General features: G+C 73.4%; 18 protein-coding genes and 1 pseudogene. 16 read left to right on the plus strand and 3 right to left on the minus strand.

The annotated features are described in order from the left end of the window. Positions 1-117 precede the first annotated feature (117 nt). Positions 118-756 (minus strand): TIGR03085 family metal-binding protein, encoded by a 639-nt coding sequence (locus ACWEMJ_RS28115; protein ID WP_452139913.1) that lies wholly within the window; start codon positions 754-756, stop codon positions 118-120. A gap of 23 nt (positions 757-779) precedes the next feature. Continuing rightward, entirely contained in the window at positions 780-1,253 is a 474-nt protein-coding gene (locus ACWEMJ_RS28120) for a hypothetical protein (protein ID WP_452139914.1), read from the minus strand. A 145-nt stretch (positions 1,254-1,398) separates the two neighbouring features. Between ACWEMJ_RS28120 and ACWEMJ_RS28125 the strand changes: the two genes are divergently transcribed. Then, on the plus strand, positions 1,399-1,713 hold the full coding sequence (locus tag ACWEMJ_RS28125) for a hypothetical protein (protein ID WP_452139915.1): 315 nt from the start codon (positions 1,399-1,401) through the stop codon (positions 1,711-1,713). Then, positions 1,713-3,365, plus strand: a complete 1,653-nt coding sequence (locus ACWEMJ_RS28130; RefSeq protein ID WP_452139916.1) for a WXG100 family type VII secretion target — start codon at positions 1,713-1,715, stop codon at positions 3,363-3,365. Before ACWEMJ_RS28125 ends, ACWEMJ_RS28130 begins: the two co-directional genes overlap by 1 nt. A gap of 46 nt (positions 3,366-3,411) precedes the next feature. Here the strand turns inward: ACWEMJ_RS28130 and ACWEMJ_RS28135 are convergent, their stop codons facing one another. Beyond that, positions 3,412-4,110, minus strand: coding sequence for a hypothetical protein (locus ACWEMJ_RS28135; RefSeq protein WP_452139917.1), 699 nt, complete (start codon positions 4,108-4,110; stop codon positions 3,412-3,414). 109 nt (positions 4,111-4,219) lie between these two features. Here ACWEMJ_RS28135 and hisI point away from each other — a divergent pair, with 109 nt between their 5' ends. The 14 genes and pseudogenes from hisI to ACWEMJ_RS28205 all read left to right on the plus strand — a co-directional run bounded on the left by hisI (position 4,220) and on the right by ACWEMJ_RS28205 (position 14,809). Further along, positions 4,220-4,594 (plus strand): phosphoribosyl-AMP cyclohydrolase, encoded by a 375-nt coding sequence (gene hisI / locus ACWEMJ_RS28140; protein ID WP_452139918.1) that lies wholly within the window; start codon positions 4,220-4,222, stop codon positions 4,592-4,594. Between the two features lie 39 nt (positions 4,595-4,633). Continuing rightward, on the plus strand, positions 4,634-6,136 hold the full coding sequence (locus ACWEMJ_RS28145) for an anthranilate synthase component I (RefSeq protein ID WP_452139919.1): 1,503 nt from the start codon (positions 4,634-4,636) through the stop codon (positions 6,134-6,136). 75 nt (positions 6,137-6,211) lie between these two features. Then, positions 6,212-6,805 carry a TIGR02234 family membrane protein gene (locus ACWEMJ_RS28150; protein ID WP_452139920.1) on the plus strand — a complete coding sequence of 198 codons (594 nt, stop codon included), beginning with the start codon at positions 6,212-6,214 and terminating at the stop codon, positions 6,803-6,805. Between the two features lie 136 nt (positions 6,806-6,941). Next, the gene (locus ACWEMJ_RS28155; protein ID WP_452139921.1) at positions 6,942-7,190 is read left to right on the plus strand and encodes an HGxxPAAW family protein; all 249 of its coding nucleotides are present in this window, start codon (positions 6,942-6,944) and stop codon (positions 7,188-7,190) included. Between the two features lie 85 nt (positions 7,191-7,275). Next, entirely contained in the window at positions 7,276-7,716 is a 441-nt protein-coding gene (locus ACWEMJ_RS28160; protein ID WP_452139922.1) for a DUF2752 domain-containing protein, read from the plus strand. A 142-nt stretch (positions 7,717-7,858) separates the two neighbouring features. After that, positions 7,859-8,671 (plus strand): indole-3-glycerol phosphate synthase TrpC, encoded by an 813-nt coding sequence (trpC, locus tag ACWEMJ_RS28165; RefSeq protein ID WP_452139923.1) that lies wholly within the window; start codon positions 7,859-7,861, stop codon positions 8,669-8,671. Between the two features lie 23 nt (positions 8,672-8,694). Continuing rightward, positions 8,695-8,829 (plus strand): annotated as a pseudogene (gene trpM, locus ACWEMJ_RS28170) (tryptophan biosynthesis modulator TrpM); the annotation flags it as partial. Positions 8,830-8,885: 56 nt separating this feature from the next. Further along, positions 8,886-10,115, plus strand: a complete 1,230-nt coding sequence (gene trpB / locus ACWEMJ_RS28175) for a tryptophan synthase subunit beta (protein WP_452139924.1) — start codon at positions 8,886-8,888, stop codon at positions 10,113-10,115. A gap of 1 nt (position 10,116) precedes the next feature. Continuing rightward, positions 10,117-10,926, plus strand: a complete 810-nt coding sequence (gene trpA, locus ACWEMJ_RS28180) for a tryptophan synthase subunit alpha (RefSeq protein ID WP_452139925.1) — start codon at positions 10,117-10,119, stop codon at positions 10,924-10,926. Positions 10,927-11,089: 163 nt separating this feature from the next. Further along, complete coding sequence (locus ACWEMJ_RS28185; protein WP_452139926.1) at positions 11,090-11,260, plus strand: hypothetical protein; 171 nt, start codon at positions 11,090-11,092, stop codon at positions 11,258-11,260. Positions 11,261-11,387: 127 nt separating this feature from the next. Next, positions 11,388-11,900, plus strand: a complete 513-nt coding sequence (locus ACWEMJ_RS28190) for a MauE/DoxX family redox-associated membrane protein (protein ID WP_452139927.1) — start codon at positions 11,388-11,390, stop codon at positions 11,898-11,900. Between the two features lie 61 nt (positions 11,901-11,961). After that, positions 11,962-12,819, plus strand: coding sequence for a DsbA family protein (locus tag ACWEMJ_RS28195; protein WP_452139928.1), 858 nt, complete (start codon positions 11,962-11,964; stop codon positions 12,817-12,819). Between the two features lie 86 nt (positions 12,820-12,905). After that, entirely contained in the window at positions 12,906-13,880 is a 975-nt protein-coding gene (gene lgt, locus ACWEMJ_RS28200; RefSeq protein ID WP_452139929.1) for a prolipoprotein diacylglyceryl transferase, read from the plus strand. A gap of 188 nt (positions 13,881-14,068) precedes the next feature. Next, entirely contained in the window at positions 14,069-14,809 is a 741-nt protein-coding gene (locus tag ACWEMJ_RS28205; protein ID WP_452139930.1) for a VIT1/CCC1 transporter family protein, read from the plus strand. Positions 14,810-14,826: the final 17 nt, after the last annotated feature.

Here is a 14,826-nt window from a genome sequence, read left to right on the forward strand (position 1 = left end):
GAACACCCAGCGCGGACCCGTACCCGGTGTCCGCATGCTGGACGGTCCGGCGTGCAGGTCACGATGCCGAGCGAGCCTCACAGGGCGGCACGGGAGGGCGGCCCGGCCGACGCGCCGTCAGCCCTCCGGCAGCGGCAGCGCCTCGGCCAGCTCGGCGACCGCCGCCGGCTCGCCCTGCACCGTCACCGCCGCCTTCGCGCCGCGCCCGAACAGGAACAGCACCAGCTCGCCCGGCTCCCCGGTCACCGTCACCAGCGGCCGCTCGCCGCGACGGATCGTCACCTCCCGGCCGTCCGGGAGCGCCAGCCGCAGCGACACCGACGGACGCGACTCGCCGAGGCGCGCCGCCATCGGCACCCGCCGCCACAGCGCCTGCGCCAACTCCGGTGCCACCGGCTCCGGTTCGAACGGCACCGCGCGGCGGACGTCCTCCGCGTGCACGAAGTACTCCAGCAGGTTCGCCGCCTCGTCCACACCCGGCAGGTTGAACGGCGAGAGGGCCGGCGGCCCCGAGCGGAAGGACTTCACCAACTCCCCGTACGGGCGGGCCGCCGCGCGGTCCTGCACCCGCCGCGTCCAGCCCGCCAGCGGTCGCACCCTGATCCCGGCCGCCGCGTCCGGCCGGCCCTCCCGCACCACCAGGTGGGCCACCAGATCCCTGGTCAGCCACCCCTCGCACAGGGTCGGCCCGTCCGGGCCGGCCGCCGACAACAACTTGGAGAGGCGGGCACGCTCGGCCCGCGCAAGGCTCGACATGCCGCACAGCCTATGCGGCGCGCTCAGGCCTTGAACGTCAGCGCACAGGTGATCCCGCGCTCGCCCTGCTGGTAGAACTCCAGCGGCAGGCCGACCGAAGTCCCGTGCCGGGGGCCGCCGCCGGTGCGGGCCAGCGCCTGCTTGGTCGGCTCCTTGCACAGCTCCGTCATGCTGCGGTAGATCGCCAGCAGATCGGTCAGACCGTCCGGCAGCACCGCGTTGGCGATCGCCTCCGCGTCGTGCTGCTGCTCGCACGGGACGGCCGTGGGCTGCTGCACGTTGCTGAGCCTCGGTACCTGGAAGCACGTCCCCGGCGTGAAGTACGGGTACGGAACGACCTTGGACGGACTCGGTGAAGGTGCCGGGGAGGAACTGGCAGGGGGCGGCGGCGGAGCGGCGGCCGGCCGGTGCGGCTCCGGCCACAGCAGGACGGCCGCCACGGCGGCGAGCAGCACCGCCGCCACCGCTGCCAGAACCGCCTTCTGACGCCCGTTCATCCCGACTCCCTTGTTCCACCGCCATTGTGAGGGGCCGCAGGCAGCGGCGTCAGTCCTTTTCGGACATCTGTTTGCGAAGCCTTTGCATGCGGATCAGTAGGATGACCGGCCTGTTGTACAAGGTCGCCGAGGGAGGGCAACTGCCATGGGGGACAGCGGGTTTCGGGTGGAACCGGGCGCACTTGACCGATATGCGTCACTGCTCCAGGAACAGTCCGAACAGCTGAGCAGGATCGCGTCGGCCACCGCCGCGATCACCATCTCGTCCGATGCTTTCGGACACCTGCCGAACGCCCAGCACCTGGCGTCGGCGTACCAGGAGCACGCGAGCGCCAACCGGGAGAACCTCGGCGCGCTCGGCAGCGCGGTCGGTGGCACCTCGGACGGTCTGACGAGCGTCTCGCGGAACTACCAGGACCACGAGGAGTACGTGGTGCGCACGATGGGCGGTGCGCTGTAATGACGACAAGGCCGAGCACCCGGGTCAGCACGCCGCCGCCCCGTCCGCAGCCGCACCAGCAGCCGCCGGCGCAGCAGCCGCAGCACCCGCAGGGGCAGCAGCAACAGCCGTCCCACCAGCAGCAGCCGCAGCAGCAGCACCCGCAGGGGCAGCAGCAACAGCCGCAGCACCCGGGCGGCCAGCAGCAGGAGCCGCAGCACGGCAACGGCCAGCAGCAGCGGCCCGCGAACAACAACCCCGGCGAGGAGCCGGCCGACGGCGGGGACGGCCCGGTCGACCCGCGCGAGGGCTGGTTCTCGGGCCTGCTCCGGGAGGGCGCTTCGACCGCCGTCAACGGCCTGGCCCAGCGGGGCACCGACTGGGTGGGCAACAGGGTGTTCGGCCCCCGGGAGCCCGAGCCGGGCGCCGGCGCCTCCCCGTCGACCGGGCTGGACGGGGTCGGCGAGGGCGGTGCGGCCGGCGGCGAGGCCGGGGTCGGCGGCGCGGCGGGCGGCGGGCTCGGCGCGATCATCGGTGCGGCGGCCGCACAGGCCGGCGCCGCCGGCGTGGGCGGCTCGGGCCGGATCGGCCACGAGATGATCGCCTACGGCGAGGCGCCCCCCGGCATGCTGGACCGCCAGAGCAGCGCCTACGCCTGGGCGCACGCCCAGGTCGAGCAGGCGATGGCGAACCTCGACCCGGCCCAGCACCCGGACCGCAACGGCCTCGGCGGCATGCTCGACGAGGCGGTCGTCTGGGCGCTGGAGCAGTCCGGCCTGATGGACATGCTGGAGAAGGTCACCGGCAACCTCGCGGAGCTCAACGCGGCGGCCGAGGAGTGGCAGGCGCAGGCCCGCGCCGTGCACTCGGTCGCGGCCGAGCTGCGGGCCGGCGCGCAGCCGCTGTCCGAGGTGTGGGCGGGCAGCGCCAGCGACTCCTTCGGCGGTCACATGGGCGAGGTCGCGGACGCGCTCGACCAGACCGCCAAGGGCATGGAGCAGACCGCGCAGATCATCAACTCGGCGGCGCAGGAGTGCGCGATGGCCGAGGGCATGGTGATCGAGATCATCAGCGAGGCGATCGAGGCGCTGATCGTCTCGCTGGCCGCCGAGGCGGTGCTCGCGGTGGTCACCCTGGGCATCGGCCTGATCGCGGACGCGCTGATCACCGAGGCGGAGATCGCCGTCTTCGTCGCCCGGGTCGCCCGGGTCTCCACCCAGCTCGCGCAGAAGCTGGAGGAGCTGCTGAAGGCGGTGAAGGAGATGGGCGCGGCCGTCAAGGCCGTCCGCAACCTCAAGGGCATCAGCAACGCCCTGAGCTCGGTCAAGAAGGTCCAGCGGGTGGCCGGCGAGATCCGGCAGCTGGAGGAGGGCGAGAGCCGCATCGCCCAGGCCGCCAAGGCCCTCGACGGCAAGGTCACCGACTGGGGGAACAACCAGCTCCGGGATGCGCTGAGGATCGACGAGGACGACCCGGTGCAGCGCGGCGACGGCACCTGGAAGGGCAACCTGAAGGCCGCCGGGCAGTCCGCCTGGGCGGTCGGCAAGGAGGGCCTGACCAGCGACACCAACAAGGAAGCGATCAAGCAGGAACTCCTGCACGACGTGGGCCTGGCCCACGACCCGGCCCCCTACCGGGTCGACGAGTCGCGGATCGCGACCGCCTTCGGCTGACCGGCCCCGCCGCCGGAGCGACGGCGGGGCCCGGCCGCAGCCGCGGTCAGCGCCCCGCCGTCGCGTTGCGGAACGCCTCGCGCTCCTCGTCGGTCTGGAAGTCCAGGGCGATCCAGGAGCCGTCCGCGAACAGCAGGTCCTGCCGGGACGCCCAGACGTCGTTCGGGGTGTCCGGGCGCAACCACCAGCTGCCGAGCGGCAGTTCGTACAGCGGGACGGCCCGGTAGTGCCGGGTGGCCTCCAGGGTGCTCCAGCGGGCGAGGACCAGCAGGCGGCGGTCGGTCAGCAGCACCGTGAACAGGTCGTGGTCGGCGCGCAGCTTCTCGCCGGGCGTGGTGCGCACCGCCCGCCAGAACTGCCAGGCCGTGGTGCCCTTCTCGCCGTTCAGCGAGCCGCCGTGCAGCGGCCGGCGCAGCGCCCGGTAGGCGCGCCGGGTCAGCGACAGGCCGTAGGGGCGCAGCAGGTAGATCCTCGGCCAGAACAGGGTCACCAACCAGCGCGGCAGCAGGTGCAGCAGGAAGCCGAACCAGAGCCGGACGAAGAAGTTGTGGATCCAGGCCAGCGGGGCGTGGCTCGCGGCGCGGACGATGTCGCGGTCCCACCACAGCGGCGCGAGGCGGTCCAGCTTCATCGCCCAGGTGCCGAGCATCGGCTCGCCCGGGTGGAGGTGCTCGCCCGCCGTCCGCTGGAGCAGGTAGTGGCCGAACGCGGCGGTCGGCATCGGTTGTGCCTGGTACTGACTCACTCGGCAATTCCCCCATCGTGCAGAGCGGTTCTGCTTTTTGTCGGGGGTCAAACTACCGCCCGGGCGGGGTCGCCCGGGCGGGGCGTGGCGTCCTGCGAGAATGGACGGCATGTCGACCAACCCCGCCGCCCCCGGCAGCACCGACCTGGACCCGGCGATCGCGGCCCGCCTCAAGCGCACCCCGGACGGGCTGGTGCCCGCCGTCGCCCAGCAGTACGACACCGGCGAGGTGCTGATGCTCGGCTGGATGGACGACGAGGCGCTGCACCGCACCCTGACCACCGGCCGCTGCACGTACTGGAGCCGCAGCCGCAGCGAGTACTGGGTGAAGGGCGACACCTCCGGCCACTTCCAGCACGTCAAGCAGGTCGCCCTGGACTGCGACGGCGACACCGTGCTGGTGAAGGTGGACCAGGTCGGCGCGGCCTGCCACACCGGCGAGCGGACCTGCTTCGACGCCGACGTGCTGCCGCTGTCCCGCTAGCCTGTCCCCGACACGACCACCACAACCGATCGGTGCCCCATGGAACTTGAGGCTTTCCGCACGCTCGCCGCAGACACCCGGGTCATTCCCGTCACCCGCCGGCTCCTCGCGGACGGCCTCACCCCGATCGGCGTGTACCGCAGCCTGGCCGCCGAGCGGCCGGGGACGTTCCTGCTGGAGTCCGCCGAGCAGGGCAGCTGGGCCCGGTACTCGTTCGTCGGCGTGCGCTCCGGCGCGGTCCTGACGGTCGGCCCGGACGGCGGCGCGCGCTGGCTCGGCGAGCCGCCGGTCGGCATCCCGACCGCCGGCGACCCGCTGGAGGTGCTGCGCGCCACGCTGGCCGCCCTGCACACCCCCCGGCACCCGGACGACGGCCTGCCGCCGCTCACCGGCGGCCTGGTCGGCTACCTCGGCTACGACGTGGTCCGCCGCCTGGAGAACCTGCCGAACCACACCCCGGACGACCTGGGCCTGCCCGAGCTGACCCTGCTGCTGGCCACCGACCTGGCGGTGCTCGACCACGCCGACGGCACCGTGCTGCTGATCGCCAACGCCGTCAACCACAACGACCTGGCGACCGGCGTGGACGAGGCGCACGCCGACGCGGTGGCCCGGCTGGACGCGATGGAGGCCGACCTGCGCCGCCCCGTCGAGCCGGGCCTGGCCACCTGGACGCCGACCGAGGTGGACGCGCGTTCGCCGTTCGGCGGCGAGCCCTACCGCAAGGCGGTGGAGGTGGTGAAGGAGCGGATCCGGGCCGGCGAGGCGTTCCAGGTGGTGCCCTCGCAGCGCTTCGAGGCCCCGTGCGCGGCGTCCGCGCTGGACGTCTACCGCGTCCTGCGGACCACCAACCCCAGCCCGTACATGTACCTGTTCCGCTTCCCCGGCCCGGACGGCGGCACCGAGGGCGGCTTCGACGTGGTCGGCTCCAGCCCGGAGGCGCTGGTCAAGGTCGCCGAGGGCGAGGCGATGGTGCACCCGATCGCCGGCACCCGGCACCGGGGCGCCACCGCGCTGGAGGACGCCGAGCTGGCGGCCGAGCTGCTGGCCGACCCGAAGGAGCGGGCCGAGCACCTGATGCTGGTCGACCTGGGCCGCAACGACCTGGGCCGGGTCTGCGCGCCGGGCTCGGTCGAGGTGGTGGAGTTCATGGCGGTCGAGCGCTACAGCCACGTGATGCACATCGTCTCCACCGTCACCGGCAAGGTCGCCGAGGGCCGCAGCGCGCTCGACGTCCTCACCGCCTGCTTCCCGGCCGGCACGCTGTCCGGCGCGCCCAAGCCGCGCGCCATGCAGATCATCGAGGAACTGGAGCCGACCCGGCGCGGCCTGTACGGCGGCTGCGTCGGCTACCTGGACTTCGCGGGCGACTCGGACACCGCGATCGCGATCCGCACCGCGGTGATCCGCGACGACACCGCCTACGTCCAGGCGGGCGCAGGCGTGGTCGCCGACTCCGACCCGCACGCCGAGGACACCGAGTGCCGCAACAAGGCCGCAGCAGTCCTGCGGGCAGTCGCCGCCGCCAACACACTGCGCTGAGCCGGCGCGGTGCCTTGCCGGTCCGGGGTGAGGGGCGGTGGTGGGGGTTGGTGTGGGGTCGGGGACACTGGTGGGGTGAGTGAGACCCCCGCTGCCCCCACGTCCCGTGGCACCCTCGCGCTGATGCTGGTGCTGACCGCGCTCGGTGCCGCGCTGGTGCTGACCGCTGTCGGCCGGACCTGGGCGGAGGGGGTGGCGCCCGGGATGGGGGGACGGATCGCGATCTCCGCCTCGGGCAGCAAGCTGACCGGCCTGCCGACCGGCATGGCGCTGGTGGCGATGGCCGCCGCCGTCGCGGTGTTCGCGGTGCGCGGCCGGGCCCGGCTGCTGATGGGCGTGCTGACGGTGCTGGCGGGCGCGGGCGCGGTCGCCGGGGCGCTGATCGGACGCGCCGAGACGGCGGCCCTGCACGCCCTCGCCGCCGGGCAGCTCGGGCTGACCAGCGCGCACGCCGAGGAGATCACCCGCACCGGCTGGCCGTGGGTGGCGCTGGTGGGCGGGCTGCTGCTGGCCGCGGCGGGTGCGCTGACGGTCCGGTTCGGCCGGAACTGGCCCGCCATGGGCTCCCGTTACGAGGCCCCGACCCGCAAGCGTCCGACCGGGGCGGCCGGCGGCAGCCCCGCTGACCTGTGGAAGGCCCTGGACCGGGGCGAGGACCCCACCGGCTGAGTGTGCTCGGCACCACGGCGGCCCCCGCTTGGGGACGCCGTGTTGGGCCCGGCACAATGGAAGCGTCAACCCGTCGAGCGAACGCCCCCCAGGACCGCCCGACCGGGGCCCAGGTAGAACAAGGAGCAGCATCAAGATGGCTTCAGCAGCGCACGGCCACACTCCCGCCGCGTGGACCGGCGTGGTCATTTCCTTCGTCGGTTTCTGCGTGGCCGGCGTGGCCATGATCATGCCGAACGTCGTGCTGACCATCGCGGGCCTCGCCGTGGTCCTGATCGGCGGTGTGGTCGGCAAGGCGATGTCGATGGCAGGCATGGGCAAGCAGCCCAGCAAGAACTTCGCGCCCGCGTCCTCCGAGGAGCGCAGCGCGGTCACCGCGGCCTGACAATCGGCCGAGCACACGGTACGAACGGCGGGCCGCGCGCCCGCCGTTCGGCGTTCTCCGGGGCAGGCCCGGCAGAATCGTGCCCGTGAACGCTCCCTCCGCCCCGCAGCCCGCCGCCGACTCGGTGCCACGCCGGCTGGTCCGTCCGCTGGCGGCGCTGGTCGCGGTGGCGATGCCCACCGCGTTCGTCGGCGCCGTCGACCCCAACGCGCCCGGCCACTACCCGGTCTGCCCGGTGCTGCAGGCCACCGGCTGGTGGTGCCCCGGCTGCGGCGGCCTGCGCTGCGTGCACGCGCTGACCAGGGGCGACCTGCTGACCGCCGGCCACGACAACCTGCTGGTGCTGCTGCTGGCCCTGGCCGCGCTCGCGCTGTGGGTGCGCTGGACTGTGCGGGCGGTGCGCGGACTGCCCGCCGAGGTCCGGCTGACCGGCCGGCAGGCGGTGCTGCTGATGGTGCTGCTGGCCCTGTTCACGGTGGTCCGCAACCTGCCGATCGGCGCCGGACTGGCCCCGCCCGCCGTCTGACCGGCGGCTCCCGGCGGTCCGCAGAACGAGACGCACGCCGGACGGATGCGAAGTGCGCCCCCCGGGCCCGATACCATCGAATGGCCGGGGACGTGCACCTGTGTCCCCGGCCACACCAGCGAAACACGATGGGGGCGCACGCGTGACTGTGCTCGACGAGATCATCGACGGGGTCCGGCAGGACCTCGCCGAGCGACAGGCCCGGACCTCCCTGGACGAGCTCAAGGAGCTCGCCGCGAAGGCACCCGAGGCGAAGGACGGCGTGGCCGCGCTGCGCGGCGACGGCGTCCGGGTGATCTGCGAGGTCAAGCGCTCCAGCCCGTCCAAGGGCGCACTCGCGGCGATCGCCGACCCGGCCGCGCTGGCGGTCGACTACGCGGCGGGCGGGGCCGCCGCGATCAGCGTGCTCACCGAGCAGCGCCGCTTCGGCGGCTCGCTGGCCGACCTGGACGCGGTCCGTGCCGCGGTCCCGACCCCGATCCTGCGCAAGGACTTCATCGTCACCGCCTACCAGCTGTGGGAGGCCCGCGCGCACGGCGCGGACCTGGCGCTGCTGATCGTCGCCGCGCTGGAGCAGCCGGCTCTCGTCTCGCTGATCGAGCGGGCCGAGTCGATCGGGCTGACCCCGCTGGTCGAGGTGCACGACGAGGAGGAGATCGCCCGTGCGGTGGACGCCGGCGCGAAGATCATCGGCGTCAACGCCCGCAACCTGAAGACCCTCGAGGTCGACCGGAACACCTTCGGCAACGTGGTGGACGCCATCCCGGCGCACATCGTCAAGGTCGCCGAGTCCGGGGTGCGCGGCCCGCACGACCTGATCACCTACGCCAACCAGGGCGCCGACGCGGTGCTGGTCGGCGAGTCCCTGGTGACCGGCCGCGACCCGCGCACCGCGGTCGCCGACCTGGTCGCCGCCGGGGCCCACCCGGCGCTGCGCAACAACGGGCGGGGCTGACCACCGCCATGTCGATCGCCGTCCGCCTCGCCCCCGGCTGCCGCCCGCGCGGCTGCCGCGCGCCCGCACGCCGGGTGCTGGGGCGGCGGGTGCGGTACGTGATCGGCTGCGAGCCCGGGCAGGTCCCCGGACGTCGATGGCGCGGAACCCGCGGCTGAGCACCCGCCGCCCGTTCCACCTTTCACGCCGTCAACTTCCAGACAGAGGACGATCCATGTCCGAGCTCCACGTTCCGGGTACCCAAGTCCCGGACGCTCGCGGTTACTTCGGCGCCTACGGCGGCCGCTTCATCCCGGAGGCGCTGGTCGCCGCCGTCGAGCAGGTCGCCGAGGAGTACGAGAAGGCCAAGGCCGACCCGGCGTTCGCCGCCGAACTCGACGCCCTGCTCAAGGACTACACCGGCCGGCCCAGCCCGCTGACCGACGTCCACCGGTTCTCCGCCGAGGCCGGCGGGGCGCGGGTCCTGCTCAAGCGCGAGGACCTGAACCACACCGGCTCGCACAAGATCAACAACGTGCTGGGCCAGGCGCTGCTGACCCGCCGGATGGGCAAGACCCGGATCATTGCCGAGACCGGCGCCGGCCAGCACGGCGTGGCCACCGCCACCGCCTGCGCCCTGTTCGGCTTCGACTGCACCATCTACATGGGCGAGGTCGACACCCAGCGGCAGGCCCTGAACGTCGCCCGAATGCGGATGCTGGGCGCCGAGGTGATCGCGGTCAAGTCCGGCAGCCGCACCCTGAAGGACGCCATCAACGAGGCGTTCCGCGACTGGGTCGCCAACGTCGACTCCACCCACTACCTGTTCGGCACCGTGGCCGGCCCGCACCCGTTCCCGATGATGGTGCGCGACTTCCACCGGGTGATCGGCATCGAGGCCCGGCAGCAGGTGCTGGACCGCACCGGGAAGCTGCCCGACGCGGTGGTCGCCTGCGTCGGCGGCGGCTCCAACGCGATGGGCATCTTCCACGAGTTCATCCCGGACGCGGGCGTGCGCCTGATCGGCTGCGAGGCGGCCGGCGACGGCGCCGACACCCCCAAGCACGCCGCCACCCTCACCAAGGGCGACCCGGGCGTGCTGCACGGCTCGCGCACCTACGTGCTGCAGGACGAGGACGGCCAGACCATCGAGTCGCACTCGATCTCGGCCGGCCTGGACTACCCCGGCGTCGGCCCCGAGCACGCCTGGCTGAAGGACACCGGCCGGGCCGAGTACCGCCCGGTCACCGACCGCGCCGCGATGGAGGCGCTGCGGCTGCTGTCCCGCACCGAGGGCATCATCCCGGCCATCGAGTCCGCGCACGCCCTGGCCGGCGCGCTCGAACTCGGCCGCGAGCTCGGCCCGGAGGCGACCATCCTGGTCTCGCTGTCCGGCCGCGGCGACAAGGACATGCACACCGCCGCCGAGTACTTCGGCCTCTACGACGCCGAGGGGACCAACTGACATGGCCGACTCCAAGCTCACCACCACCCTCGCCGGAGCCAAGGCCGAGGGCCGGGCCGCGCTGATCGGCTACCTGCCGGCCGGCTTCCCGACCGTCGACGGCGGCATCGCGGCGATCAAGGCGCTGATCGAGGGCGGCTGCGACGTCGTCGAGGTCGGCCTGCCGCACTCCGACCCGGTGCTGGACGGCGCGGTCATCCAGACCGCCGACGACATCGCGCTGCGCGGCGGCGTGAAGATCAAGGACGTGCTGCGCACCGTCGCCGAGGTCGCCGCCACCCACCCGGCCACGCCGGTGCTGGTGATGACCTACTGGAACCCGGTCGACCGCTACGGCGTGGCCCGGTTCGCCGCCGACCTGGCCGCGGCCGGCGGCGCGGGCTGCATCCTGCCGGACCTGCCGGTCGAGGAGTCCGCGGACTGGCGCAAGGCCGCCGAGGAGCACGGCCTGGACACCGTGTTCGTGGTCGCCCCGTCCTCCAAGGACGCCCGCCTCGCCGAGGTCACCGCGGCCGGCTCCGGCTTCGTGTACGCCGCCGCCGTGATGGGCGTCACCGGCACCCGCTCCGCCGTCGGCAACCTGGCCGAGGACCTGGTGGCCCGCACCCGCGCCACCACCTCGCTGCCGGTCTGCGTCGGCCTCGGCGTCTCCAACGCCGACCAGGCCGCCGAGGTCGCCGCCTTCGCGGACGGCGTGATCGTCGGCTCCGCCTTCGTCAAGCGCCTGCTGGAGGCCGCCGACCCGGAGGCCGGCCTGGCCGCCGTCCGGGAGCTGGCCGCCGACCTGGCGTCGGGCGTGCGCCGCAAGTAGCGCCTGCGCGAAGAGCCGCCCGGGGAGCAACTGCCGCTCCCCGGGCGGCTCTTCGCCGTTTCGGGGCGCCACCTGATCGGGTGAACTGTGCGGGGCACTCGGTGATCTTGAGCCGCTGCCGCCGTTGAACGCGCTGACGGCTCGGCGGCGAAAGGGCGTGCGGATGGCGCGGGTGCACAGGGCGGTACTGCTGCGGGCGCTGGCGGCGGGCCTGGCGCTGGCCGCGGCGCTGGTCGGAAGCGGCGGCGTGGAACGGGAGTTGGCGCGCCGGGGCGCGGAGCGGGCGGTGGTGTGCCAGCAGTCGGAGGCGGTGTGCGGCGGGCCGGGACGATGATCCGCCGAATCGGACGTACGACCGCATAACGTCACTCAAACGGCTTAACAAGCGAATGTGGAGGAACCACCCGTCATCCCCTACGGTTCATCAGGCAGGAAACCGTGGAGCGCCCGAGGGGGAACCGATGGCCAGTCAGCAGGCCGAACACGACCGGGTGGGCGGGTTCCGCCGGGTGGTGGACGGGCCGGCGGCGGAGTGGTTCGGGCTGGCGGTGCGCCTGGGCCTGGCCGTGGTGTGGGGCTGGGCCGGGCTGGCGAAGGTCGCCGACCCGGCGGAGGCGGCGCAGGCCGTCCGGGCCTACGAGATCCTGCCGGAGTCGCTGGTGAAGCCGGTCGGCTGGGGCCTGCCGTTCCTGGAGATCGCCCTCGCCGTCCTGCTGGTGCTCGGCCTCGGCACCCGGGTGGTCGCGATCATCTCCGCGACGCTGCTGCTGATGTTCATCGCCGGCATCGCCTCCGCCGCGGCGCGCGGCATCTCGATCGACTGCGGCTGCTTCGGCGGCGGCGGCGCGGTGGACGAGTCGCAGACCAAGTACCTGCAGGAGATCCTCCGCGACACCGGGTTCCTGCTGCTGTCGGCCTGGCTGATCTTCCGCCCCCGCACCAAGCTCTCCGCGGACGCCTGGCTGGCCGCCTGACGCACCGCCCCCCGCCCACCCATCGAAGAGAACCGACCCCTGGACCATGGCAGAAGACCTCATGAGCGACAAGAACCGAGAAGGCAAGCGCAGCGCCCGTGAGCGGATGCTGGAGGAACGGGCGGGCCAGGAGGCCCGGGCGAAGCGGAACAGGAAGCTGGTGGTCGGCGGCGCCGTGCTCGCGGTGATCGCCGCGGCCGTGGTGGTCGGCGTGGTGGTGCAGAACCAGCGCTCCAAGCCGGAGACCCCGACCGCCGCCCCGGCGGGCACCATCGGCGACAAGAACCTGGTCATCCCGGTCGGCTCCGCCGACGCACCGTCCACCCTGACCATCTACGAGGACCCGCGCTGCCCCGCCTGCGGCAGCTTCGAGCGCGCCTTCTCGCCGACCGTCGACCAGCTCGAGGACGCCGGCAAGATCTTCGTCAACTACCACATCGTCTCGTTCATCGACCGCTCGCTGGGCGGCAACGGCTCCAAGTACGGCGCCAACGCGCTCGGCTGCGCGCAGAACGCCGGGCACTTCCGGGACTTCCACGACGTGCTGTACCGCAACCAGCCCGGCGAGACCGACGACAGCTTCGGCAGCAAGCAGACCCTGATCGACCTCGGCAAGCAGGTCCCGGGCCTGGACAACGCCGAGTTCCAGTCCTGCGTCAACGGCACCACGTTCGGCGGCTGGGTCTCCGCCGTGCAGCAGGACTTCGACAAGTCCGGCTTCAAGTCCACGCCCACGGTGCTGCTCAACGGCGAGCCGATCTACCCGAAGAAGGGCGACGAGCAGATCTCCCAGGAGAACCTCGTCAAGTGGGTGGACCAGGCCAACCAAGGCAAGAAGCTCGGCACCCCCGGCTCGCACGGGCAGAGCCCGGCGCCCACCTCCACCGCCGCCGAGTCCAACACCCCGCCCTCGCCCTGACGCGGACGGGCCCGGCAGGAGTGACGCTTCCGTGACCCGCACCGGTGCCGGTACCACCGGCGGGACACGGTAGCGTCGAGGGTGACATGGATCTCGCATACATTCCGAGCCCGTCGCGGGGCGTCCTCCACCTGGGACCCATCCCGCTGCGCGCCTACGCCTTCTGCATCATCCTCGGTGTCGTCGTGGCCGTGTGGCTCGGCAGCAAGCGCTGGGTCGCCCGCGGCGGCGGCAAGCACACCGTCGGCGACATCGCGGTCTGGGCGGTGCCGTTCGGCCTGGTCGGCGGCCGGCTCTACCACGTCATCACCGACAACCAGCTGTACTTCGGCGAGGGCAAGCACCCGCTCGACGCGCTGAAGATCTGGGAGGGCGGCCTCGGCATCTGGGGCGCCATCGCGTTCGGCGCCGTCGGCGCCTGGATCGGCGCCCGCCGCCGCGGCGTCCCGCTGCCCGCCTGGGCCGACGCGCTCGCCCCCGGCATCGCCCTCGCCCAGGCCGCCGGACGCTGGGGCAACTGGTTCAACCAGGAGCTGTACGGCCGGCCCACCACGCTGCCCTGGGGCCTGGAGATCGACAAGACCCTGCCCAACGGCGAGGTCGTCACCGGCATCTACCACCCGACCTTCCTGTACGAGTCGCTCTGGTGCGTGCTGGTCGCCCTGCTGGTGATCTGGGCCGACAAGCGCTTCACGCTCGGCCACGGCCGCGCCTTCGCGCTGTACGTCGCCGCCTACACCGTCGGCCGGTTCTGGACGGAGTGGCTGCGGATCGACGAGGCGCACCGCTTCTTCGGCCTCCGGCTGAACGACTGGGTGGCGATCTTCGTCTTCATCGGCGCCGTGGTCTACCTGGTGCTCTCGGCCCGCCTGCGCCCCGGCCGCGAGGACCCGGACTCGATCGACCCGCAGGCCACCCGGGAGCGTGCCGAGGCGGCGGCGGAGCAGGCCCCGGCCGAGGACGCGAAGGGCGTCGCGGACGCGAAGAGCCCCAAGCCGGCCAAGGCCGCGGACGACGCCGAGGCTGCCGAGGCTGCCGAGGACGCCGAGAAGTCGTCCTGAGAACACCGGCCGACCCCGTCGGGGCCGCCCCCGCCCGAACCGGCGGTGGGCGGCCCCAACTGCCTTTGGGCAGGCTTACTTTGCTGGAAACTCGCAGGTCAAACGGCTAGGTTCGAGGGGCACGATCAGCCCGGCCGCCACCCGGCCCCGGGGGGACCTTCGCCGTGCCCGGAAGGGGAGCCGCCCGCATGAGCACCGTCACCGCAGACCCGCACTCCGACAGTGCGCAGCCCCGGATACCCGCCGCCGACCACCACCGGGACGTCAACGGCGGCTGGCTGCGCCCCGCCGTGTTCGGCGCGATGGACGGCCTGGTGTCGAACTTCGCGCTGATGACCGGCGTGGTCGGTGGGGCCGCCACCCCCAGCACCGTGGTGCTCACCGGACTGGCCGGACTGGCGGCCGGCGCGTTCTCCATGGCGGCCGGTGAGTACACCTCGGTGGCCTCCCAGCGCGAGCTGGTGGAGGCCGAGCTGGAGGCCGAGCGGATCGAGCTCCGGCGCAACCCGCGCGGCGAACTCGCCGAACTCGCCCAGCTGTACGTGGAGCGCGGCGTGGAGCCGGAGCTGGCCCACGAGGTGGCCCGGCAGCTGTCCGCCGACCCGACCACCGCGCTGGCCGTGCACGCCCGCGAGGAGCTCGGCGTGGACCCGGAGGACCTGCCCTCGCCGCTGGTCGCCGCGGTCTCCTCGTTCGCCTGCTTCGCCGTCGGCGCGCTGCTGCCGGTGCTGCCCTACCTGCTCGGCGCGACCGCGCTCTGGCCGGCCGCCGTGCTGGCCGTGCTCGGCCTGTTCGGCTGCGGCGCCGTGGTGGCCCGGGTGACCGCGCGCAGCTGGTGGTTCAGCGGCCTGCGCCAGCTGGTGCTGGGCTCCTCGGCGGCGGCCGTGACCTTCCTGCTGGGCCGGCTGATCGGCGGGGCGATCGGCTGACGGCCGCGCCGCCGGGG

It is taken from the genome of Kitasatospora sp. NPDC004531 (assembly GCF_053602195.1).